21 protein-coding genes and 1 tRNA gene are annotated in these 23,552 nt (G+C 53.8%); 10 read left to right on the top strand and 12 right to left on the bottom strand.

What is annotated here, in order from left to right; all coding sequences use genetic code 11:
- Nucleotides 1–6: 6 nt before the first annotated feature.
- A complete protein-coding gene (locus tag WC1_RS04435) occupies nt 7–1,665 on the bottom strand; it encodes a glycerone kinase (RefSeq protein ID WP_016151012.1) in 1,659 nt (552 codons plus the stop codon).
- 108 nt (nt 1,666–1,773) lie between these two features.
- Here WC1_RS04435 and WC1_RS25015 point away from each other — a divergent pair, with 108 nt between their 5' ends.
- From WC1_RS25015 to dhaR, 3 genes are all read left to right on the top strand, one after another.
- The gene (locus WC1_RS25015; protein ID WP_231385724.1) at nt 1,774–2,196 is read left to right on the top strand and encodes a hypothetical protein; all 423 of its coding nucleotides are present in this window, start codon (nt 1,774–1,776) and stop codon (nt 2,194–2,196) included.
- 29 nt (nt 2,197–2,225) lie between these two features.
- Nucleotides 2,226–3,323 (top strand): glycerol dehydrogenase, encoded by a 1,098-nt coding sequence (locus WC1_RS04440; protein ID WP_003024745.1) that lies wholly within the window; start codon nt 2,226–2,228, stop codon nt 3,321–3,323.
- Nucleotides 3,324–3,414: 91 nt separating this feature from the next.
- Nucleotides 3,415–5,340, top strand: a complete 1,926-nt coding sequence (gene dhaR, locus WC1_RS04445) for a dihydroxyacetone kinase operon transcriptional regulator DhaR (RefSeq protein ID WP_003841455.1) — start codon at nt 3,415–3,417, stop codon at nt 5,338–5,340.
- Here the strand turns inward: dhaR and WC1_RS04450 are convergent.
- The 4 genes from WC1_RS04450 to WC1_RS04465 are packed head-to-tail and all read right to left on the bottom strand — an operon-like array spanning nt 5,318 to nt 7,833.
- Nucleotides 5,318–5,848, bottom strand: a complete 531-nt coding sequence (locus WC1_RS04450) for a cob(I)yrinic acid a,c-diamide adenosyltransferase (RefSeq protein ID WP_016151011.1) — start codon at nt 5,846–5,848, stop codon at nt 5,318–5,320. The genes dhaR and WC1_RS04450 overlap by 23 nt on opposite strands.
- The gene (locus WC1_RS04455; RefSeq protein ID WP_016151010.1) at nt 5,849–6,202 is read right to left on the bottom strand and encodes a glycerol dehydratase reactivase beta/small subunit family protein; all 354 of its coding nucleotides are present in this window, start codon (nt 6,200–6,202) and stop codon (nt 5,849–5,851) included.
- A gap of 16 nt (nt 6,203–6,218) precedes the next feature.
- On the bottom strand, nt 6,219–7,382 hold the full coding sequence (gene dhaT / locus WC1_RS04460; RefSeq protein ID WP_003024734.1) for a 1,3-propanediol dehydrogenase: 1,164 nt from the start codon (nt 7,380–7,382) through the stop codon (nt 6,219–6,221).
- Nucleotides 7,383–7,404: 22 nt separating this feature from the next.
- Entirely contained in the window at nt 7,405–7,833 is a 429-nt protein-coding gene (locus WC1_RS04465; RefSeq protein ID WP_016151009.1) for a GlcG/HbpS family heme-binding protein, read from the bottom strand.
- Between the two features lie 392 nt (nt 7,834–8,225).
- Between WC1_RS04465 and WC1_RS04470 the strand changes: the two genes are divergently transcribed.
- From WC1_RS04470 to WC1_RS04490, 5 genes are all read left to right on the top strand, one after another.
- Entirely contained in the window at nt 8,226–9,893 is a 1,668-nt protein-coding gene (locus tag WC1_RS04470; RefSeq protein ID WP_016151008.1) for a propanediol/glycerol family dehydratase large subunit, read from the top strand.
- An 11-nt stretch (nt 9,894–9,904) separates the two neighbouring features.
- Nucleotides 9,905–10,489, top strand: coding sequence for a propanediol/glycerol family dehydratase medium subunit (locus tag WC1_RS04475; protein WP_003024724.1), 585 nt, complete (start codon nt 9,905–9,907; stop codon nt 10,487–10,489).
- A gap of 2 nt (nt 10,490–10,491) precedes the next feature.
- Nucleotides 10,492–10,920 carry a diol dehydratase small subunit gene (locus WC1_RS04480; protein ID WP_016151007.1) on the top strand — a complete coding sequence of 143 codons (429 nt, stop codon included), beginning with the start codon at nt 10,492–10,494 and terminating at the stop codon, nt 10,918–10,920.
- Nucleotides 10,921–10,930: 10 nt separating this feature from the next.
- Complete coding sequence (locus WC1_RS04485; protein WP_016151006.1) at nt 10,931–12,745, top strand: diol dehydratase reactivase subunit alpha; 1,815 nt, start codon at nt 10,931–10,933, stop codon at nt 12,743–12,745.
- Between the two features lie 109 nt (nt 12,746–12,854).
- The gene (locus WC1_RS04490) at nt 12,855–13,178 is read left to right on the top strand and encodes a DUF1889 family protein (protein ID WP_001573898.1); all 324 of its coding nucleotides are present in this window, start codon (nt 12,855–12,857) and stop codon (nt 13,176–13,178) included.
- Nucleotides 13,179–13,398: 220 nt separating this feature from the next.
- Here the strand turns inward: WC1_RS04490 and WC1_RS04495 are convergent.
- Nucleotides 13,399–13,474: transfer RNA gene (locus WC1_RS04495), tRNA-Ile, on the bottom strand.
- A 125-nt stretch (nt 13,475–13,599) separates the two neighbouring features.
- On the opposite strand from WC1_RS04495, the gene mug reads away from it, so the two are divergent.
- The gene (mug, locus tag WC1_RS04500; RefSeq protein WP_016151005.1) at nt 13,600–14,106 is read left to right on the top strand and encodes a G/U mismatch-specific DNA glycosylase; all 507 of its coding nucleotides are present in this window, start codon (nt 13,600–13,602) and stop codon (nt 14,104–14,106) included.
- Between the two features lie 30 nt (nt 14,107–14,136).
- Here the strand turns inward: mug and WC1_RS04505 are convergent, their stop codons facing one another.
- The 5 genes from WC1_RS04505 to rpsU form a co-directional block, all read right to left on the bottom strand.
- Nucleotides 14,137–16,134 carry a TonB-dependent receptor domain-containing protein gene (locus WC1_RS04505; protein WP_016151004.1) on the bottom strand — a complete coding sequence of 666 codons (1,998 nt, stop codon included), beginning with the start codon at nt 16,132–16,134 and terminating at the stop codon, nt 14,137–14,139.
- 10 nt (nt 16,135–16,144) lie between these two features.
- The gene (locus WC1_RS04510; RefSeq protein WP_016151003.1) at nt 16,145–17,194 is read right to left on the bottom strand and encodes a 7-bladed beta-propeller protein YncE; all 1,050 of its coding nucleotides are present in this window, start codon (nt 17,192–17,194) and stop codon (nt 16,145–16,147) included.
- Nucleotides 17,195–17,355: 161 nt separating this feature from the next.
- Nucleotides 17,356–19,203, bottom strand: coding sequence for an RNA polymerase sigma factor RpoD (gene rpoD, locus WC1_RS04515; RefSeq protein ID WP_003024699.1), 1,848 nt, complete (start codon nt 19,201–19,203; stop codon nt 17,356–17,358).
- 243 nt (nt 19,204–19,446) lie between these two features.
- The gene (dnaG, locus tag WC1_RS04520) at nt 19,447–21,192 is read right to left on the bottom strand and encodes a DNA primase (RefSeq protein ID WP_003024697.1); all 1,746 of its coding nucleotides are present in this window, start codon (nt 21,190–21,192) and stop codon (nt 19,447–19,449) included.
- A 237-nt stretch (nt 21,193–21,429) separates the two neighbouring features.
- Nucleotides 21,430–21,645 (bottom strand): 30S ribosomal protein S21, encoded by a 216-nt coding sequence (gene rpsU / locus WC1_RS04525; protein WP_001144069.1) that lies wholly within the window; start codon nt 21,643–21,645, stop codon nt 21,430–21,432.
- 236 nt (nt 21,646–21,881) lie between these two features.
- Here rpsU and tsaD point away from each other — a divergent pair, with 236 nt between their 5' ends.
- Nucleotides 21,882–22,895 (top strand): tRNA (adenosine(37)-N6)-threonylcarbamoyltransferase complex transferase subunit TsaD, encoded by a 1,014-nt coding sequence (gene tsaD / locus WC1_RS04530; protein ID WP_003024694.1) that lies wholly within the window; start codon nt 21,882–21,884, stop codon nt 22,893–22,895.
- Between the two features lie 37 nt (nt 22,896–22,932).
- On the opposite strand, the gene ureG is transcribed toward tsaD, so the two are convergent.
- Entirely contained in the window at nt 22,933–23,550 is a 618-nt protein-coding gene (ureG, locus tag WC1_RS04535; RefSeq protein ID WP_003024692.1) for an urease accessory protein UreG, read from the bottom strand.
- Nucleotides 23,551–23,552: the final 2 nt, after the last annotated feature.

The raw sequence follows: 23,552 nt of genomic DNA, 5'->3' as shown, positions 1-23,552 counted from the left end.
TATGGCTTATCCTAACTCACTCTCTGCCAGCGCTTTAAACACCATCGCTACGGCGTGCGCGCCGGGGTCCATATTTCCGAGCAGGCTTTCGCTGCTGAGATACGATGCGCGACCGGCATTGGCTTTGCTCGACAAACAGGTTCGTTCGGCTCCCGCTTGCGCGGCGTCGAATGCGGCCTGCAGATTTTGCGGCTGCGTGAGCAGCGAAGCCAGGGCCGGTTGCAGCGCATCAATCATGGTGCGATCGCCTTCATCTGCGCCGCCGTAGAACTTCATCTGCGCCAGTCCCGTATTCAGGGATTCGGCAACGCTAGCTCCCTGTTCCAGTTTCTGCCCCGCAGCGGTAAAGAAAATAGACATCAGCACACCGCTGGAACCACCCATCACTACGGTCAGACGTTCGCCAATCAGCGCGAACAGCGTGGCAAGGTTATCCAGCGGCAACTGCTGGCGATGCAACAGACTGGCAATTTCACGCGCGCCAGCGGCAAAGGTCGAACCGGTATCGCCATCGCCGACTTTGGCGTCCAGCGCATTAAGATGAGTCTCCAGATCGGAAAGGGTTGTGGTGACAAGTTCCACAATCCCGGCCACCATGGCGTTCGCTGAAGGCTGGAATTCCACGCGTGCGCTACGCTGTGATGACGGTACACAACTGATTTCACGCGGCGGGACCGGCGTCGGCCAGTTGCTGGTTTCCACCTCGGTGAGTAACGCTTTTTCGATGCTCTCTTCGAGCACGATAGCAGTTAGTGAAAAGCCTTTCATATCCAGCGCGGTGACCAGTGAGGCCGGGCCAATCAGCCAGTCGATACGTGGGTGCAGCGGGCTGCTGGCCAGTTCGCGGGTAATGATGGCCATTTCGGCAACGGAAACGCCGCCAAGATTGTTAATCATCACCGCCAGACAGCCGGTTTCAGGCAGGGCTGCCATCAGTTTATCCACCATCAGGTTCACCACCTGCGCACTGTTCTGGGTGTCGATAACCGATGCGCCTGGTTCGCCGTGAATGCCCATGCCCAGTTCCGCGTGGCCCGGATGATGACGCGGGGCGGCGTCGGCTTCTTGCGGCAGATGACAGCTGGAAAGCGCAACGCCCAGGCTGAAGGTGTTATTGGCCGCGTACTGCGCTTCACGCAGGACGGTGGCGAGGTTGTAGCCGCGTTCGGCAAAATAGCCTGCGATTTTATGCACCAGGATGGTTCCCGCAATGCCGCGTGGGTGTTTGTTATCAGGCAGGGAGATGTCGTCGCCAACAATCAGCATTTCAACGTTGTAACCAAGGCGACGGGCTTTCTCGGCGGCGAGACCGAAATTAAGACGGTCACCGGTGTAATTTTTCACGATCAATAAACAGCCCGCCTCACCGGTCACCGCCTGAATGGCGGTCAGCACCGCATCCACGCTCGGGGAGGCGAAAACGTCGCCGCAAACCGCAGCGGTTAGCATACCTTTACCGATAAACCCAACGTGCGCGGGTTCGTGCCCTGAACCACCGCCGGAAATTACCGCCACGTTATTTTTGTTGAGGTCACGACGGACCACGATGCGAATGGCCGGATCGCTTTCCAGACGCGCCAGGTTATTCCACGGGCTGGCGATAATCGTACCGTCGATGACGTCGCTCACGAGATGGGTGCGTTGATTAAAAAAGAATTGAGACATAACGGCTCCTTGAGGTTGAGTGTAAGACAAACCCCCGGAAGCATGGTCATGGTACGGAGGCGATAGAGAGATTCTGGCGAAGTCAGCGCGGAAAAAAACAACGTTAAAATGAGTTTCATTACGGAACGTTGTCATTGTTTTTTGTTCCATAATGAAACTGAAAAGAACGAGGAACGATCACAATGCGAGCTCGCTCGACTTTTTTCTCTCGCGATGAATGCAGCTGATACGGCACTGTCGGCTTTTTTTGCCGGTTTTTTGGCAAGTGAGTGGGTAAAAAAGAAAGTGAGATTCGTCTGTGCCGGAGATTTGGTGGCAAATGAGCGGATCGGGATCGCAAACCTTATCATTTTTGTGGATAAGCGTTCCAATATGGAACGTACTCCGTTTTTATCTGTTTCATATCAGAACAAAAAGACGAAAGATTTTTTTGTGCACGCCTCGCCATACAGTTATTGCATCGCTCCGGTACCTCCCGTTTTCGCCGTCTGCATCAGGCCAAACAGGTTAACGCCAGGGCTCACCATGTAAAAACATGTACTTATTTGAGGATGAAAGGAATGCTAAAAGTTATTCAATCTCCAGCCAAATATCTCCAGGGTCCTGACGCTTCCACCTTGTTTGGTCAATACGCTAAAAATCTGGCGGACAGCTTTTTTGTGATTGCGGATGACTTCGTGATGAAGCTGGCGGGAGAGAAAGTACTCAACGGCCTGCACAGCCACGACATTAGCTGCCATGCGGAACGCTTTAACGGTGAATGTAGCCATGTTGAAATTAATCGACTGATTGCCATTCTGAAACAGCACGGTTGTCGCGGCGTGGTTGGGATTGGCGGCGGGAAAACGCTGGATACCGCCAAAGCGATTGGTTACTACCAGAAGCTGCCGGTGGTGGTGATCCCGACTATCGCGTCTACCGATGCGCCAACCAGCGCGCTGTCCGTTATCTATACCGAAGCCGGTGAGTTTGAAGAGTATCTGATCTACCCGAAAAACCCGGATATGGTGGTGATGGACACTGCGATCATTGCCAAAGCGCCGGTACGTCTGCTGGTGGCCGGGATGGGCGATGCGCTCTCGACCTGGTTTGAAGCGAAAGCCTGTTATGACGCCAGAGCGACCAGCATGGCGGGCGGACAGTCCACCGTGGCGGCGCTGAGCCTGGCGCGCTTGTGCTATGATACCCTGCTGGCGGAAGGCGAGAAGGCACGCTTTGCTGCGCAGGCTGGCGTGGTGACCGATGCGCTGGAGCGTATTGTCGAAGCTAACACTTACCTCAGCGGCATCGGCTTTGAAAGCAGCGGTCTTGCAGGGGCGCATGCGATCCACAACGGCTTTACGATTCTGGAAGAGTGCCACCATTTGTACCACGGTGAAAAAGTCGCCTTTGGTACGCTGGCGCAACTGGTGCTGCAAAACAGCCCGATGGAAGAGATCGAAACCGTGCTGAATTTCTGTCAGAAAGTAGGCCTGCCGGTAACGTTAGCGGAAATGGGCGTGAAAGAAGACGTTGACGGCAAGATCATGGCCGTGGCGAAAGCGACCTGCGCAGAAGGTGAAACCATCCACAATATGCCGTTCCCGGTAACGCCTGAAAGCGTACATGCCGCTATCTTGACGGCAGATCTGCTGGGACAGCAGTGGTTGGCGCGTTAATCAGTCGTCGGTAGGTTGTTATCCGGCATCTTCTCCCCCTCTGACAGTTTCTGCCGGAGGGGTTGTCTATGGTTAAACAGCGGAAAGGGATATGACGGCGCACACGCATAGCATCGGGAAGGAAGTCTCTTCAGTCATTGCCCAGTCATGGCATCGTTGCAGCAAGTTTATGCAGCGGGAAACCTGGCAGGCGCCGCATCAGGCGCAGGGACTGACCTTTGAGTCGATTTGTCGTCGCAAGACGGCGTTGCTGACGATTGCTCAGGCTGCGCTGGAAGATGCCTGGGAGTTTATGGACGGCCGCCCGTGCGCGCTGCTGATTCTGGATGAATCAGCCTGTATTCTCAGCCGTTGCGGCGATCCGCAGACGGTAGAACAGCTGGCGGAGCTTGGGTTTCGTGACGGCAGCTACTGTGCGGAAAGCATCATTGGCAGTTGTGCCCTGTCGCTGGCGACGATGCCGGGTCAGCCGACAAAAACCTCTGGCGATCAGCATTTTAAACAGGCGCTACATCCGTGGTCGTTCTGCTCGACGCCGGTCTTCGATAACCATGGTCGACTGTTCGGCTCCATTTCGCTGTGTTGTCTGGTGGAGCATGAGTGCGTTTCTGATTTATCCCTGACGCTGGCGATTGCCAGAGAAGTCGGCAACTCTTTGCTGACCGACAGCCTGCTGGCTGAATCCAACCGCCATCTGAACCAGATGTACGGGCTGCTGGAGAGTATGGATGATGGTGTGATGGCCTGGAACGAACAGGGCGTATTGCAGTTCCTCAATGCACGAGCGGCGCTGCTTTTGCATCTCGATGCGCAGGCCAGTCAGGGGAAAAACATTCACGATCTGCTTAATCTCCCCATGCTGCTGCGCCGGGCGATCAAACATGCCCGCGGTCTGAATCACGTCGAAGTTACCTTTGAAAGCCAGCATCAGTTTGTTGATGCCGTCATTACCCTGAAGCCGATTGTTGAGGAGCAGGGCAACAGCTTTATTCTGCTACTGCATCCGGTGGAACAAATGCGCCAGCTGATGACCAGCCAGCTCGGCAAGGTGAGCCACACCTTTGAGCAGATGTCGACTGACGATCCGGAAACCCGCCGCTTGATCCATTTTGGACGCCAGGCAGCGAGGGGGAGTTTCCCGATCCTGCTGTGCGGGGAAGAGGGTGTTGGTAAAGAGCTGCTGAGTCAGGCCATCCACAATGAAAGCGAGCGCGCCAGCGGGCCGTATATCGCCGTGAACTGTCAGCTGTATGCCAACAGCGTACTGGGGCAGGATTTTATGGGCAGTGCGCCCACCGACGATGAAAATGGCCGGTTGAGCCGTCTTGAACTGGCGAACGGCGGCACGCTGTTTCTGGAAAAAATTGAATATCTGGCGCCGGAGCTGCAATCCGCGCTGTTACAGGTGATCAAGCAGGGGGTATTAACCCGCCTGGATGCCCGTCGGCTGATTCCGGTGGATGTCAAAGTGATCGCCACCACCACGGTTGATCTCGCCAATCTGGTGGAGCAAAACCGCTTTAGCCGTCAGCTGTATTATGCGCTGCATTCTTTTGAGATAGTGATCCCACCGCTGCGGGCGCGGCGCAGTAGTATTCCCTCGCTGATTTTTACGCGGCTGAATAGCCTGAAAAAACGCTTTTCATACAGTTTGAAGATCGACGACGACGCGCTGGCGCAACTGGTGGCTTATTCGTGGCCGGGCAATGACTTTGAGCTGAACAGCATTATCGAAAACATCGCCATCAGCAGTGATAACGGCCATATTCGGCTGAGCAATCTACCGGATTATTTGTTTGCCGAACGTCCGGGTCTGGAGACGGCGTCTTCACTGCTGCCTGCTAGTCTGACGTTTACCGCTATTGAAAAAGAGGCGATTATCCATGCTGCCCGCGTCACCAGCGGGCGCGTGCAGGAGATGTCGCAACTGTTGAATATCGGTCGCACTACCTTGTGGCGCAAGATGAAGCAGTACGACATTGATGCCAGCCAGTTTAAGCGCAAGCATCTGGACTAGTTTCTTCAATTCTCGCCATCGAGAACAGCGCGTCTGACAGTCGGTTGATATAACGCCTGGGTTCATCGCGTAACGTTAGCGATCTGCTCATCGCGATGAGGACCCGCTCCAGTCGGCGCGTCAGGGTTCGCGCAACGTGTAGCTGTGCCGATGCGAGATTTTTCCCCGGAATAACAAACTCTTTGAGCGGGCCGCTTTGCGCCATATTACGGTCAATAAGCTGCTCCAGCGCCTGAGTATCCTCTTCACCAATACGCTGTTGTAAGCGAGCGAGTCCTTTCTCATCGCTGGCGAGTTCCGCACCCAGAACAAACAGCATTTTCTGTATGGCGTGCAGATCCTGGCGTAGCCCGGCATGACGCGTGCTGGCATAGCAGACGCCAAGTTGGGAAATCAGTTCATCCACCGTGCCATAGGCCTCAACGCGGATGTCGTCTTTGTCGATACGGCTGCCGCCAAACAGTGCGGTCGTGCCTTTATCGCCGGTTCGGGTGTAGATGCGGTACATTTATTTTATCTCGCTGAAGGGAAGCACTTTGACCAGTTGACCAGCATTAGCACCGAGGACGCGGAGCCGGGCTGCACCGGCGTGGATATGACCACGGATCAGCGCCTGATCCTCGGGCAACTGGGCGTGGGTTAAAGCAATATCACCCGTGGCGTTAAGACCCAGACCGACACGTAGCGTTGAGCTTTTGGCCGCAAGTTTGCTCAATGCCAGTGCGCAGTCATGCTCGTTGCAACAGATTGCCCGACAAGGGACGCCTTGCTCTTCCAGTCCCCAGCACAGCTCATCAAGCACGCGAGTATCCTGCCAGCGCGAGTGATAAAACAGATGTACGCCCGGTGATGAAAGTGACATTGCGCCCCCTGTACTATCAGAATGCCTGACGGAAGATCTCGGCAATTTCTTTCTCGTTCCCTTTGCGCGGGTTAGAGAAGGCGTTGCCGTCCTTCAGCGCCATTTCCGCCATGTACGGGAAATCGGCTTCTTTGACACCCAGATCGCGCAGATGCTGCGGAATGCCGATGTCAGCAGAGAGACGAGCAATGGCGTGAATGGCCAGTTCTGCGGCATCCATGGTGGAAAGTCCGTCAGTGTTTTCTCCCATAAACTCTGCAATGTCGGCAAATTTTTCCGGGTTAGCGATCAGGTTATAGCGCGCCACGTGCGGCAGCAGTACGGCATTCGCCACGCCGTGCGGCATGTCGTACAGACCGCCAAGTTGATGCGCCATCGCGTGAACGTAGCCGAGGTTGGCGTTGTTGAAAGCCATACCTGCCAGCAGGGAGGCGTAGGCCATATTCTCGCGAGCTTTCAGGTTGCTGCCCAGCGCTACGGCCTGACGCAAGTTGCGTGCGATCAGGCGAATAGCCTGAATAGCGGCAGCGTCGGTGACCGGGTTGGCATCTTTGGAAATATAGGCTTCTACGGCGTGGGTCAGGGCGTCCATACCCGTCGCGGCGGTCAGCGGGGCGGGTTTGCCAAGCATCAGCAGCGGATCGTTAATGGAGACCGACGGCAGGTTACGCCAACTGACAATCACAAACTTCACTTTGGTCTTGGTATTGGTCAGCACGCAGTGGCGGGTGACTTCGCTGGCGGTACCGGCAGTGGTATTCACCGCAACGATCGGCGGCAGCGGGTTGGTCAGGGTTTCAATCCCGGCATAGCTGTAGAGATCGCCTTCGTGAGTTGCTGCGATACCGATGCCTTTACCGCAGTCATGCGGGCTACCGCCACCGACGGTAACGATGATATCGCAATGCTCTTTGCGAAAGACTTCCAGACCGTCACGCACGTTGGTGTCTTTGGGGTTAGGTTCAACGCCATCAAAAACCACCACGTCAATGCCCGCTTCACGTAAATGGGCGAGGGTTTTATCTACCGCGCCGTCTTTAATGGCCCGCAGACCTTTATCAGTAACCAGCAGCGCTTTTTTACCGCCTAACAGTTTGCAGCGTTCGCCGACAACGGAAATAGCATTGGGGCCAAAAAAGTTCACATTTGGCACCAGGTAATCAAACATACGATAGCTCATAATATACCTTCTTAGATTTAAATTATAATTCAGAGAAACAATTCAGTGCGGTTTCTGCTAATAATCTGTCTTGTTCAACGGTGCCGCCACTAACGCCAACGGCACCAATTAATTTACCGTTTAATATGACAGGTAAACCGCCGCCGAAAATAACAATGCGCTGTTGGTTGGTAAGCTGCAAACCATATAGCGAAGCACCAGGTTGTACCGCGTCGGTAATTTCATGGGTACCCTGGCGCAGACAGCAGGCGGTATACGCTTTATTAAGAGAGATATCACAGCTGGTGACAAACGCATCGTCCATGCGTTGCATTAGCAGCGTATTCCCACCGCGATCCACCACGGAAAAGACCACCGGAATGCTTATCTCAAGCGCTTTAGCCTCAACGGCCTGCGCCATTTTTTTTGCAGCCGCCAGCGTAATGGTGGCAATTTGTTGGCTCTTATTCACAGTCTCTCCTGAAAATGTTGTAGGGCTGAGGTCACGAAACATATCGCGCAACAGCTATTTTTATCATTGGCTTTACCTTATTTTCTCGCCGCACGTTATTAAGTCAATAGGGCGAAAATTTCAAAGATATTAAATTCACCTTCCCGGTTTTGCGTTTATTGATAATGATCATTTAACCTCGTCACAATTCACGATGGATATTCCTGAATTGCGTTTCAATATGAAACGATGCGTTTTTATTAGGTGCCAAATTGGAACGAAATTAATTTTATTTTTTTATTGTTCTGCTCATTTAGAGTTCGACCATTGCTGATGAAAGGCGAATGCCGGGTGTTGTGTCCCCGGCAATGCGGCCCGGCGTCCCTATTTTTTATCTTTTGAGTCAATAAATCATGAGAAGATCAAAACGATTCGAAGTACTTGCGAAGCGGCCTGTAAATCAGGATGGGCTGATTGGCGAATGGCCTGAAGAGGGGCTGATCGCCATGGAAAGCCCCTACGATCCAGCGTCGTCGGTGAAGGTGGAAAATGGTCGTATTGTTGAGCTGGACGGTAAGAGCCGCGCCGAGTTCGACATGATCGACCGTTTCATTGCCGACTACGCCATTAACGTGGCTGAGGCCGAGCACGCCATGCAGCTCGACGCGCTGGAGATCGCCAGAATGCTGGTGGATATCCACGTCAGTCGCGAAGAGATCATTGCCATTACCACCGCTATTACCCCGGCGAAAGCGGTGGAGGTGATGGCACAAATGAACGTGGTAGAGATGATGATGGCGCTGCAAAAAATGCGCGCCCGACGCACCCCCTCTAACCAGTGCCACGTTACCAACCTGAAAGATAATCCGGTGCAGATTGCCGCCGATGCAGCTGAAGCGGGGATCCGTGGCTTTTCCGAGCAGGAAACGACGGTTGGCATCGCCCGCTACGCGCCGTTTAACGCCCTGGCGCTGCTGGTGGGTTCCCAGTGCGGTCGTCCTGGTGTGCTGACGCAATGTTCTGTTGAAGAGGCCACGGAGCTGGAGCTGGGCATGCGTGGGCTAACCAGTTATGCCGAAACGGTGTCGGTGTATGGTACAGAATCGGTGTTTACCGACGGTGATGACACGCCGTGGTCCAAAGCGTTTCTCGCCTCGGCTTATGCATCGCGTGGCCTGAAGATGCGCTACACCTCCGGCACTGGCTCGGAAGCGCTGATGGGCTATTCCGAAAGTAAATCGATGCTATATCTGGAGTCGCGCTGCATTTTTATCACTAAAGGCGCGGGCGTACAGGGGCTGCAAAACGGTGCGGTCAGCTGCATCGGCATGACCGGCGCTGTGCCTTCGGGGATCCGCGCGGTGCTGGCGGAAAACCTGATTGCCTCAATGCTCGACCTTGAAGTGGCCTCCGCCAATGACCAGACCTTTTCTCATTCCGATATTCGCCGTACTGCCCGCACCCTGATGCAGATGCTGCCGGGTACCGATTTTATTTTCTCTGGTTACAGCGCGGTACCCAACTACGACAACATGTTTGCCGGGTCGAACTTCGACGCTGAAGACTTCGATGATTACAACATCCTGCAACGCGATCTGATGGTTGACGGCGGTCTGCGTCCGGTGACTGAAGAAGAAACTATCGCTATACGCAATAAGGCTGCACGCGCCATTCAGGCGGTGTTCCGCGAACTGAGCTTGCCGCTGATTAGCGATGAAGAAGTGGAAGCCGCTACTTATGCTCATGGCAGCAAAGATATGCCTGCGCGCAATGTAGTGGAGGATCTGGCGGCCGTGGAAGAGATGATGAAGCGCAATATCACCGGGCTGGATATCGTCGGCGCGTTGAGTTGCAGCGGTTTTGAAGATATCGCCAGCAATATCCTCAATATGCTGAGACAGCGTGTTACTGGTGATTACCTGCAAACGTCAGCCATTCTGGATCGCCAGTTCGACGTCGTCAGCGCCGTCAACGACATCAATGATTATCAGGGACCTGGTACCGGCTATCGCATCAGTGCCGAACGCTGGGCGGAAATTAAAAATATTGCGGGCGTGGTTCAGCCCAGCTCGATCGAATAAGGCGGAACACTGTGGAATGCACAACTGAACGTAAGCCGGTTTTCACCTTACAGGTGAGCGAAGGCGAGGCGGCTAACGCGGATGAACGCGTGGATGAAGTGGTGATTGGCGTCGGCCCGGCCTTTGGCAAGCACCAGCATAAAACCCTAATTGATATGCCGCACAACGCGATTCTGAAAGAGCTGGTGGCAGGGATTGAAGAAGAGGGATTGCATGCGCGGGTAGTGAGGATCCTGCGCACCTCGGATGTTTCTTTTATGGCATGGGATGCGGCAAACCTCAGCGGCTCAGGCATCGGGATTGGCATCCAGTCGAAAGGAACCACGGTGATTCATCAGCGCGATCTGCTGCCGTTAAGCAACCTCGAGCTGTTCTCTCAGGCTCCGCTGCTGACGCTGGAAACCTATCGTCAGATTGGTAAAAACGCCGCGCGATATGCACGCAAAGAGTCGCCTTCGCCGGTGCCAGTGGTCAATGACCAGATGGTGCGCCCTAAATTTATGGCTAAGGCCGCGCTGTTTCATATCAAAGAAACCAAACACGTGGTGCAGGATGCTGCGCCTGTCACGTTGCACATTGCACTGGTAAGGGAATGACCATGAACGACAACATCATGACTGCGCAGGATTACCCATTAGCGACCCGCTGCCCGGAGAAAATCCAGACGCCTACCGGCAAGCCGCTAACCGACATTACTCTTGAGAATGTGCTGGCGGGCCGCGTAGGACCGCAGGATGTGCGTATTTCTCAGCAAACGCTGGAGTACCAGGCGCAGATTGCCGAGCAGATGCAGCGTCATGCCGTGGCGCGCAATTTTCGTCGTGCGGCTGAGCTGATTGCGATTCCGGATGCCCGCATTCTGGAGGTCTACAACGCGCTGCGGCCGTTTCGTTCTTCGTTCGCCGAGTTGCAGGCCATTGCCGATGAACTGGAACACACATGGCATGCCACGGTGAACGCCGGGTTTGTCCGCGAATCGGCAGAGGTATACCAGCAGAGAAATAAGCTGCGTAAAGGCAGCCAGTGACGGAGGCAGCATGCCGTTAATTGCAGGGATCGATATCGGCAACGCCACCACCGAAGTGGCGTTGGCGCAGGATGGCCGGTTTATCGGCAGCGGGATTGTCGCCACGACCGGTATGAAAGGCACGCGGGATAATATCGCCGGGGTAGTCGCGTCCCTGCAGCAGGCGCTGAATAACACGCCGTGGTCGCTGCAGGACGTAGCAAAAATTTGCATCAACGAGGCCGCACCGGTGATTGGCGATGTGGCGATGGAAACCATCACTGAAACCATCATTACCGAATCGACGATGATTGGTCATAACCCGCAAGCGCCCGGTGGCGTTGGCGTGGGTATGGGAACCACCATCGCCGTGGAGAAGTTGGCGGCGTTGAGCGAGGATCGATTTGCCCAGGGCTGGATCCCGTTGGTAGGTGAGGAGATGGATTTCCTTGAGGCGGTTTGGTTTATCAATGAAGCGCTGGATCGCGGCGTCAATGTGGTGGCGGCCATCCTGAAAAAAGATGATGGGGTGCTGGTGAATAATCGCCTGCGTCGGCCAATGCCGGTGGTTGATGAAGTCACCCTGCTGGAGAAGGTGCCGGAAGGTGTGCTGGCGGCGGTGGAAGTGGCGGCCCCGGGACAGGTGGTACGGGTGCTGTCGAACCCTTACGGCATTGCGACCTTCTTTGCCCTGACGCCCGAGGAAACGCAGACTATCGTCCCCATCGCCAGAGCGCTGATTGGCAACCGTTCCGCCGTGGTACTGAAAACCCCGCAGGGCGATGTGCAATCAAGAGTGATCCCGGCGGGTAAGATCTTTATCCGTGGTGAAAAGCGTGGCGGTGAAGCCGACGTAGCGCAAGGCGCGCAGGCCATTATGCAGGCGATGAGCGCCTGCGCGCCCGTGCGCGATATTGCTGGGGAAGCTGGTACGCACGCAGGCGGCATGCTGGAGCGGGTGCGAAAGGTGATGGCCTCGCTGACCGGTCATGACATGAACACGGTGCATATTCAGGATCTGTTGGCGGTCGATACATTTATTCCGCGTAAGGTGCAGGGCGGCATCGCCGGAGAGTGTTCAATGGAGAACGCCGTGGGCATTGCGGCGATGGTGAAAGCCGATCGCTTACAGATGCAGGCCATCGCCAGTGAGCTGAGCGCTCGGTTAAACACTCTGGTTGAGGTTGGTGGCGTGGAGGCCAACATGGCTGTAGCGGGTGCGTTAACAACGCCTGGATGCGCTGCGCCGCTGGCAATCCTCGATTTAGGCGCAGGATCTACCGATGCAGCCGTCATCAATAGCGATGGCGTAGTGAAAGCGGTACATCTGGCCGGGGCGGGGAATATGGTCAGCCTGTTGATTCAAACAGAGCTGGGCTTAAGCGATGCATTTCTGGCGGAGGAAATTAAAAAATACCCGCTGGCAAAAGTAGAGAGCCTGTTCAGCATTCGCCATGAGAACGGCGCGGTAGAGTTTTTCCGCGAACCGCTCAGCCCGGCGGTGTTTGCCAAAGTTGTGTATTTGAAAGAGGGCGAGCTGATCCCGGTAGATAACCAGACCTCGCTGGAAAAAATACGTCTGGTGCGCCGACAGGCCAAAGAGAAGGTTTTTGTGACCAACTGCCTGCGCGCGTTACGCCTGGTGTCACCCGGTGGATCTATTCGCGATATGACTTTTGTGGTGCTGGTAGGCGGTTCTTCGCTGGATTTCGAAATCCCGCAGATGATCACCGATGCGCTGGCGCATTACGGCGTTGTCGCCGGGCAGGGCAATATTCGAGGTACCGAAGGGCCGCGTAATGCGGTGGCAACCGGACTGGTTTTAGCCGGAGATGCAAAAAAATAGCGCAGAAAACAGCCGCGCAAGCGTTTAGCTGCGGGGTAAGTCAAATAAAGGCGATGTTCTCTTTGATATCCCGACGGAGTTGGGTACATAGTATAAATGTGTCTCTCACGTGGTTAATTTTAAGGATAAGAGCATGCCAACAGCAATTGAGAAAGCATTGGATTTTATTGGTGGTATGAACACTTCGGCGTCAGTACCCCATTCAATGGATGAAAGCACCGCTAAGGGAATCTTAAAGTATTTGCATGACTTAGGTGTGCCAGCGAGTCCGGAAGTTGTGATGGCACGGGGTGAGCAGGAGGGATGGAATCCCGAGTTCACGAAAAAAGTGGCCGGATGGGCAGAAAAAGTTGCCTCCGGTAACCGCATCCTTATCAAGAACCCAGAGTATTTTTCAACCTATATGCAGGAGCAGCTCAAAGAGCTAGTGTGAGCTGACTATCGAATCAAACTCTAACGGACGTTTCCATCTCGGGATGGCGGCGTCCAAATGGAATGCCAGCGATATGGGCTGGCGTATCGCGTGATATATCCTTATTCCCACGCCATCCCCCGCTACGCATTCAGAGCCATCCAATTATTGGCTTTGCCAACAATTGCATATATTTCCAATAACAAAAAGGACCTGCGATTTCTCGCAAGTCCTTGAAATTTGGTGGCCCCTGCTGGACTTGAACCAGCGACCAAGCGATTATGAGTCGCCTGCTCTAACCACTGAGCTAAGGGGCCGTGGCGGTGGATTATAAAGTAACTCCGCGTTGCAATCCAGACATAAGCGTACGGATGCTGTTTTTATAAACAATGTATTTTCAGTCCGTTATACTTGTTCCTCTGATGTATTGTTCGGAGTAATTATGGTTAAGGACATACTGGCACCGGGGCTGCGGGTGGTATTTTGCGGCATCAATCCGGGGTTATCTTCTGCAGGTACAGGATTTCCCTTTGCGCATCCCGCGAATCGCTTCTGGAAAGTCATTCATCAGGCGGGATTTACCGATCGCCAGCTTAAGCCCGAAGAGGCACAACAGCTGCTGGACTTCCGCTGCGGCGTGACTAAGTTTGTCGACAGACCAACGGTACAAGCCAATGAAGTCAAGCTCCTGGAGATGCGCAACGGCGGTCGTCTGCTCATTGAGAAAATAGAAGAGTATCAGCCAGCCGCGCTCGCTATCCTCGGGAAGCAGGCATTTGAGCAGGGGCTTAGCCAGCGTGGGGCGCAGTGGGGAAAACAGACGCTGACCATTGGCGCGACGCAAATATGGGTATTGCCGAATCCCAGCGGGTTAAGCCGGATCACGCTGGATAAACTGGTAGAGGCGTATCGGGAAGTGAATGTGGCGTTGAAGGCGCGCGGCCTGTAACTGCCGGAGCCTTAGGCTCCGGCGTCACTGTCAGAACTCGAAGCGTGCGCCCATGTTGTAGCGGCGTCCTTCCAGGATGGAAGACTGGTTATAGGACGTTTTGTAGATTGGGTTCACGTCGAACAGGTTATAAACCCCCGCCATCAATGTGATGCTCTTGTTGAGATGGTAGCGTGCCCCTAAATCGACCAGCGCATAGGCGTCGGTTGACGTTGATTTGCCGATGTCAGGCGTATTGCTGCGCCAGCTGGCTTTGCTCCACAGTTCAAGATCGTTAAGTGCATTCCATGTCAGAGACAGGTTGGCCATGCTCGTCGGGAACTCGTTCAGTGCCTCTCCCTTGTACTGACCACTCTTTTGCTCGCTGTGGGTATAGGTGTAGTTCGCGTTCGCTTTCAGCGCGGTAGTGACCTGCCAGTCGCCGTTCAGCTCCAGGCCATAGATTTCCGCGTCGCTGACGTTGAAATACTGCGAGACTTCTTCCGCTTCATACCCGTTGTAAATGCACTTCTGCGTGGCCGTTGCGGTACAGATGGTGTAGTCGCTGATCTTGTCCTTGAATTTGGTGAAGAACACGGTTGCATCCAGTGCCAGTGTGTCCTGTTGCCAGTAGACGCCCAGCTCGGTGTTGACGCTCTGCTCAGGTTTCAGGTCATCGTTACCGATCCCAATGAAGGAATACGGATACGAACCGTAGACGCTGGTGAAACCTTCATTGTTCTCACGCAGGTCCGGTTTTTTATAGCCCGCCGATACGCCGCCCTTCAGCGCCCAGTTTTCGTCAATCGTCCAGTTACCGTAGAGTTTTGGCGTGACGTGGTAGCCAAAGTAGCTGTCGTGATCGAGACGCGCCGAGGTGGTGAGGGTGAAGTCCGGAACCATCATCCAGGCATCTTCCGCGAAGATGGCCCAGCCGTCACGGGTGATCTTGCTGACTGGCGTTATGCCCGGCACTTCTTTGTTTTCGATGCCGAAAGTGTCGTCCAGCTCATTACGGGTGAAGTTGATCCCCAGCGTCAACTTGTGGTCGCCCAGCGTAAAGGTGTTCGCGCTGTTGGCTTCATAGTTTTTCTGCTTAATGAACTGCGAACTCATGCCCGGCACACGATACTCGGTTTTAGCGTTTTCGTAGCTGATGAAGTTCTTCACTTCCAGCAGATCGTCGCCGTACCAGGCATGCTGCGCAAGTGAAGCGGCATCGCGGTCAAAGTCCCATTGCCAGGCTTTATCATTGTGTGATTTTACCTGATGCCCTTTGACGACGTTCAAATCCCACAGTTGGGTATCGGTCGGCGACATGTTGATGGTGGCATCCAAATTGCCAGCCTGGTGCTTCACAAAGCGCTCATCGGAGATGCTGTCGTCATCACGGCGATCAAGATAATCCGCCGCTACGCTCACCCCGAGCTTGCTGGGGATAATTGGCCCCATCAGGAAGACATTAGTCTGGTTGGTGTTACCGTACTCGCTCTTCTCTTGCAGGAAGTAGTTATCTTCCAGCACACCTGTCCATTTATCGAGGTTGTAGCCTTTTTTGGTGATGACGTTGACCACGCCGCCGATGGAGTCAGAGCCATACAGTGAGGACATCGGCCCGCGAATCACCTCTATTCGCTCGATAGCAGCAAGCGGCGGTAAAAAGGCAGCCTCTGTCCCGATATGGTGTCCGTAAGGACGCGATTCGCGGGTGCCTTGTTTGATGCCGTTGACCATGTAGGAGGTATAGGTCGAGTCCATTCCGCGCATCTGCACATCGCCTGTGGCAAGGCTACCGTTGCCATTACCCACCAATACGCCGGGCATCTCGCGAAGGGCTTCGGTGACGTTCTGGTTAGAGCGGGTGTTCAGTTCTTTCTCGCCGACGACGGAGATGGTCGCCGGTGCCTCACGGCGTTCCTGTGCGAAACCGGTGGCGGTGACCACCAGTTGATCTTCATTATCTGGTGTGGTTTCTTCGGCGAAAACGGTCGCCGGGAAGCTGGCAAGGGCGAGCGAAATCGCCAGCGCGGTACGAGTCTGGTTAATCACAACGCATTCCTCAGAACTGGGTTAAATCGAGCTTGAGTACATAGTCAGCCTTGTTGGCTTTTTCATCCTGCTTCACGCTAACGAAGAGCGTTTTGCTGTCAGGAGAAAGCACCATGCTGTTTGGCATTGCTGCCGTTTTGATGGTGTGCTTCAGGCTGTAAGTGTTGGCATCGATAACGCTAATCTGACGGGCATTGCGATGGGTAACATACACTTCGTTGCGGACAGGGTTATAGACCGCAGCGATAGAGTTTGGCGTGGGAACGCGGTGAACAATTTTACCGCTGTCCAGTTGGACTACCAGCACGTCGGCGGTGTTGGTATCGGCGATAAATCCGATGCCTTTGGCCGTGTTCAACGCGATGTTCAGGAAGTAATGCTTCGGCTCGGAGGGGTCAACCTTCACACGCGACAGAACCTGCGACGTTTTGCCATCCAGGGTAACCAGTTCGCCTTTGCCAGTGACGGCGTAAACTTTATCGCCAGCTTCATCAACGGCGAAACCGACCGGATCCATCCCTTTGAGGGCGTGTAATAGTTTCTGGTTATGCGTGTCGACAACCCACAGCACACCTTTATTTTCACTGCCAATACCGGAGACATACAGACGGTGGTGCTTCTTGTCGAGCACCACTTCACGAACGTGGGCTTTATTTTCTTCGTCTGCAAGCTGAAGCATTTTCACTTCTTTATGGGTGCGGGTATCCAGCAGGGTCAGTGAGCCATCCAGCGCATTACCTAGCCAGAGAATGTGGTTAGGTTCATCCAGTGAGACCGCAAAAGGACGGCGTTCGGTGGCGATCCGCTCATCGACTTTTAATGATTCAGTTGAAAACAGGAACACTTCACCGGCGGTTTTATCTTTGTCGAAAGAGGGGGCAGAGGCTGCATAGATAGCCTGTTGTCCGGCGTCATAAGCCAGTTCGTAAACGCCATGACCAAGCGTCTGAGAGGCGAACTGATCCTCAGTAAAGTCTTTTGCCAGGGCTGAACCGGTATAAAGTGCCAGTGAAATCGCAAGCGCGCAGAGGGACTGATTTTTTAATGTTTTTAAATTCATGTCATTTTTCTTTACAGTTGTTTACGAAAAGAAAATGATAATGAAAATAAATATCATTTACAATTGCATGTATAGGCAATGCCCCCTACCAATTTTTGTACACTGCGGAAAATCCCAAAAAAAAAAGCTCCCCGGAGGGAGCTTCTTAATAACAGAAACGATTAATCGTCAAGGAAGCTACGCAGTACTTCAGAGCGGCTCGGGTGGCGCAGTTTACGCAGCGCTTTCGCTTCGATCTGACGGATACGTTCGCGGGTAACGTCGAACTGTTTACCGACTTCTTCCAGCGTGTGGTCGGTGTTCATATCGATACCGAAACGCATACGCAGAACTTTCGCTTCACGGGCGGTCAGGCCAGCCAGAACGTCGTGCGTTGCGGCACGCAGGCTCTCGGTGGTCGCAGAGTCCAGCGGCAACTCGAGGGTGGTATCCTCGATGAAATCACCCAGATGCGAATCTTCATCGTCGCCGATCGGCGTTTCCATGGAGATAGGCTCTTTAGCGATCTTCAGCACTTTACGGATCTTGTCTTCCGGCATCAGCATGCGTTCAGCCAGTTCTTCCGGCGTTGGCTCGCGGCCCATCTCTTGCAGCATCTGACGGGAGATACGGTTGAGCTTGTTAATGGTCTCAATCATATGTACCGGGATACGGATGGTACGCGCCTGATCCGCGATCGAACGGGTGATCGCCTGACGGATCCACCAGGTTGCATAGGTGGAGAACTTGTAACCACGACGGTATTCAAACTTATCAACCGCTTTCATCAGACCGATGTTACCTTCCTGAATCAGATCCAGGAACTGCAGGCCACGGTTGGTGTATTTTTTAGCGATAGAGATAACCAGACGTAAGTTCGCTTCAACCATCTCTTTTTTCGCACGGCGGGCTTTCGCTTCACCGATGGACATGCGACGGTTGATATCTTTAACCTGCTCGATGGTCAGGCCGGTTTCTTCTTCAATCTGCTGCAGTTTCTGCAGGCCGCGGTGAACGTCATCTGCCACATCGTGCAGTTTTTCAGACCACGGTTTGTTCATCGCGATTGCCGCGTTGAACCAGGTTTCGCTGGTTTCGTTGCCAGTGAACAGGGTGATGAAGTTTTTCTTCGGCATTTTGCACTGCTCAACGCAGAGCTTCATGATCAGACGTTCCTGAGTACGCACGCGGTCCATCATGACGCGCATGCTGTTTACCAGGTAGTCGAACTGCTTCGGCACCAGGCGGAACTGTTTGAACACTTCGGACAGCTTCTGAATTTCTTCCTGCGCGGCAGCATGGCTGCGGCCTTTCGCTTTGATGGTGTCGCGAGTGATTTCGTACTGAGTACGCAGTTCACCGAATTTTTCACGCGCTAACTCAGGGTCGATGCTGTTGTCGTCATCGCTGCTGTCGTCGTCGCCATCTTCTTCATCTTCGTCTTCATCGTCATCCATCTCTTCCTGAGAGAGTTCAGAACCGACGTGGGTCGCCGTGGGCGCCATGTCTTCTTCCGCGTTTGGATCGACAAAGCCAGTGATCAGATCGGAAAGACGTGCTTCTTCAGCTTCTACGCGATCGTACTGCTCAAGCAGGTAGGTGATAGCTTCCGGGTATTCGGCAACGGAGCATTGAACCTGGTTAATCCCGTCTTCGATGCGTTTAGCGATGTCGATTTCGCCTTCGCGGGTTAACAGTTCAACGGTACCCATTTCACGCATGTACATGCGGACCGGGTCAGTTGTACGACCGATTTCGGACTCAACGCTGGACAGAACCTGGGCAGCCGCTTCTTCCGCGTCTTCATCGGTGCTGTTGGAGGTTTCAGCAAGCAGCAGATCATCGGCATCAGGTGCTTCTTCCATCACCTGAATACCCATGTCATTGATCATTTGGATGATGTCTTCGATTTGATCTGAATCGACGATATCTTCCGGCAGATGGTCATTGACCTCGGCATAGGTCAGATAGCCTTGCTCCTTACCACGTTGGACAAGAAGCTTCAGCTGTGACTGCGGGTTTTGCTCCATAAGACGGTATCCACACTTAATTCGTTTGATTGGTGTTGGGCGGTAAAACCGCCAACGGCAAAACGAGGGCATACTTATATTTTGCCGCTGCCTCTCCGTGCGGCTGTCGGGGGCTTCCCGATCGATATTCGGCAGTTAAGCCGTTAAATATTTCATCTTTCACGTTGTCTCTGCGTTAGCTGCGTTCGTTTACTTGCTGCCTTGATACAACGCGAATGATTTTGTCTTTGTTTTGTCTTTCTCTTATTTCTTGGCCAGTTCCTGGTTCAGCGTCCAGAGTTCCCGGCGTTCTTCGCTGCTTAAACCGTGTGTGCGCTCACGAGCTATCAACTCTTCCTGGCGCAGTTCAAGCATCGAATCAAACATATGGTTGAGTGAGTCGGTGAAGGTTTTTTCTGCGATATCTTTATCTGCTATATCGTCCCACATCGACAGTTTTTCAAGGGTCGCAGCATCATTTGTGCCACGATAGTGTTCTAAAAGTTGCCCGGTGGTCAGACCTGGCTGAGCCAGACAAGTGTTGACCAGTTCTCTGAATAAGCCAAGTCCAGGCAGCTTATTGCTATCCAGTGCGCCTAACGGTGGAACCAGCGGGGCGAGCTCCGGGTTCTGCACCAGCAACCCTATAAGTATACGCATGGTCGTACGTTTTAGCTGTGGAACAGGGCGGGAAGCCCCATTTTCTGCCAGTTTTGGCATTAAACGTTCAAGCTGGCTGTCATCCAGAATGCCGAGCTTGTTTCCCAACTCCTGTCGCAGGTAAATGCGCAACGTTTCGCCTGGTACTTGAGTAATCAGCGGTAATGCCAGCGTGCTGAGCTGTGCGCGTCCGTCTGGGGTACTCAAATCCACCTGCGGCAACAGGCTGTTAAATAAAAACGCAGAGAGCGGCAGCGCCTGCTCCATCCGCGCTTCAAAGGCCTCTTTCCCTTCTTTGCGCACTAGCGTATCGGGATCTTCGCCGTCAGGTAAAAACATAAAGCGTAGCTGGCGTCCGTCTGTCATATAGGGCAGTGCGGTTTCCAGCGCGCGCCATGCTGCGTCGCGTCCGGCACGGTCGCCGTCGTAACAGCAAATTACGTTGTTCGTCGCGCGGAACAACAGTTGGATGTGATCGGCGGTGGTCGACGTCCCAAGGGATGCCACGGCGTAGTTAATGCCGTATTGCGCCAGCGCCACCACATCCATATAGCCTTCTACCACTAACAGGCGCTGTGGATCGGCGTTATCCTGCTGGGCTTCATAAAGACCATACAGCTGGCGACCTTTATGGAAAATATCGGTTTCCGGGGAGTTCAGATACTTCGGCAGGGCATCGCCCAGCACGCGTCCACCAAAACCAATGACCCGACCACGTTTGTCGCGGATGGGGAACATCACCCGTTCGCGGAAGCGATCGTAACTGCGTCCCTGATCGTTGGTGACCAACATCCCCGCATCAACCAGCGATTTGCGATTTTCAGCATTGCCGCCAAACCGTTTCAGGACGTTGTCCCAGCCGGGGGGCGCAAAACCAATAGCAAAACGGGTGATAACGTCGCTACTTAATCCTCGCTTTTCCAGGTACTGGCGCGCAGGGGTAGCGGCGGGTTGCATCAAAGACTGTTGATAAAAAGTGTTCAGGCCATCCATCAATTGATAAAGGCTTTGCCGTTGATGGCGCTCTATCTGACTGGGGCCACTGCCTGCTTCATAGGGCACTTCAAGGTTGTGCATTGCGGCCAGTTCTTCGACGGTTTCCACAAACTCGAGCTTGTCGTAGTTCATGAGAAAGTCGACGGCGTTGCCATGCGCGCCACACCCAAAGCAGTGATAAAACTGTTTTTCACCGTTTACGGTGAAAGAGGGGGTTTTTTCGTTATGGAACGGACAGCACGCGTGATAATTTTTGCCCTGCTTTTTCAGCTTTACCCGCGCGTCGATGAGATCGACGATGTCGGTTCTTGCCAGCAGGTCATTGATAAAAACGCGAGGAATTCGTCCAGCCATAAGCCCCTGTTTTTTGATGACTCATATACACAAAATCATTCAGGATGCATCAAGGCGGCAAGGAAGCGAATCCTCAGGAGCGTACAGCAGTACGTGTCTGGGGTGAGCGACTGCAGCCAACACTGAGGCAGCTTGAATGATGACGTGTATAAACGAAAATAAGCCGCGCATTCCTTCCGGAAGCACGGCCTTACAACTACAACTCAGTCTGAATTGAGAGCTTTGGCTCTCAATGGATTAGTACAGACGAGTACGGCGTGCGTTTTCGCGAGCCAGTTTCTTCGCGTGACGTTTCACAGCAGAAGCTTTAGCGCGCTTACGTTCGGTAGTCGGTTTTTCATAGAACTCACGACGACGAACTTCCGCCAGAACACCTGCTTTTTCGCATGAACGCTTGAAGCGACGCAGTGCTACGTCGAACGGCTCGTTTTCACGTACTTTAATTACCGGCATGTAACTCTCACCTTTAATAAATTCGGTTTGCCGCTGGCATCAACGCCAGCTTATTTCAAAATGGTGCGGAATTTTACTGCAATTGCTGCTGCTTTGTAAAGCACCGACGCGATTTTGAAAGGGACTTTTATAAGGACAAGGAGTATACACGAGCGGAACTCCTGGGGCGAACAAAGTTTTACATCAACCCGCATTGGTCCTACACTGCGCGGTAATAGAGCGAGGTAAAACAAGTCATGCGTGTACTGGGTATTGAAACATCCTGCGATGAAACCGGCATCGCCATTTACGACGATGAAAAAGGTCTTTTAGCCAACCAATTGTATAGTCAGGTGAAATTACACGCTGACTACGGCGGCGTAGTGCCAGAACTGGCCTCGCGCGATCACGTACGTAAAACCGTACCGCTGATCCAGGCCGCGCTGAAAGAGGCGGGACTGACGGCAAAAGAGATCGATGCGGTGGCGTATACCGCAGGTCCTGGTCTGGTTGGCGCGCTGCTGGTTGGCGCAACCGTAGGACGTTCGCTGGCGTTCGCCTGGGGCGTACCGGCAATTCCTGTACACCACATGGAAGGGCATCTGCTGGCGCCAATGCTGGAAGATAATCCGCCTGCTTTTCCGTTCGTCGCGCTGCTGGTTTCTGGCGGTCACACGCAGCTGATTAGCGTCACCGGTATCGGTCAGTATGAATTACTCGGCGAATCGATTGATGATGCTGCTGGCGAAGCGTTCGACAAAACCGCCAAGCTGCTGGGACTGGATTATCCTGGCGGTCCAATGCTGTCAAAGCTGGCCTCGCAAGGCGTTGAAAAACGCTTTGTCTTCCCGCGCCCGATGACCGATCGTCCGGGGCTGGATTTCAGCTTCTCCGGGCTGAAAACCTTTGCCGCGAATACCATTCGTAATAACGAAAATGACGATCAGACGCGCGCAGATATCGCCCGTGCCTTTGAAGATGCGGTAGTTGATACGCTGATGATCAAGTGCAAACGCGCGCTGGATCAAACCGGTTTTAAACGTCTGGTGATGGCGGGGGGCGTGAGCGCTAACCGTACGCTACGCGCAAAACTGGCCGAGATGATGCAAAAACGTCGTGGCGAAGTATTTTACGCGCGTCCGGAATTTTGTACCGACAACGGGGCGATGATCGCCTACGCGGGCATGGTGCGTTTTAAAGCGGGCGCAACGGCGGATCTTGGCGTAACCGTGCGCCCACGCTGGCCGCTGGCGGAATTACCGGCGGCGTGATTTTTTGCCCGGTGGCGCAATGTTACCGGGCAAGACGCTACATCCGCAGCATTCCTTTCTCTTCCAGAAACGCGATAATTTTTTCCAGACCCTCTCCGGATTTTAAATTGCTGAACGTCCATGGACGCTCCCCGCGCATACGCAGGGTATCGCGTTCCATCACCTCCAGCGAGGCGCCGACGTAAGGGGCCAGATCGGTTTTATTGATAACCAGAAAATCGGATTTAGTGATCCCCGGACCGCCTTTACGCGGGATCTTCTCGCCTTCGGCAACGTCGATCACATAGATCGTCAGATCCGCTAATTCCGGACTGAAGGTGGCGCTCAGGTTATCGCCACCGCTTTCCACAAAAATCAGATCCAGATTGCCGAATTTCTCGCTCAGCGCCTCTACGGCAGCCAGATTCATCGACGCATCTTCGCGGATGGCGGTATGCGGGCAGCCGCCGGTTTCCACACCGACGATCCGGTCTGGCTCCAGTGCGCCCGCCTCGGTGAGAATGCGCTGATCTTCTTTGGTGTAGATATCGTTGGTCACCACCGCCAGTTGATAGCTGCTGCGCATGGATTTGCATAACGCTTCCAGCAGCGCCGTTTTGCCGGAGCCGACCGGGCCGCCAACGCCCACACGCAGGGGATGCTTGTAGTTACTCATTT

Source organism: Citrobacter sp. KTE30 (assembly GCF_000398825.1).
Lineage (GTDB): Bacteria > Pseudomonadota > Gammaproteobacteria > Enterobacterales > Enterobacteriaceae > Citrobacter > Citrobacter freundii.
This window is presented reverse-complemented; position numbering and strand designations above follow the sequence as displayed.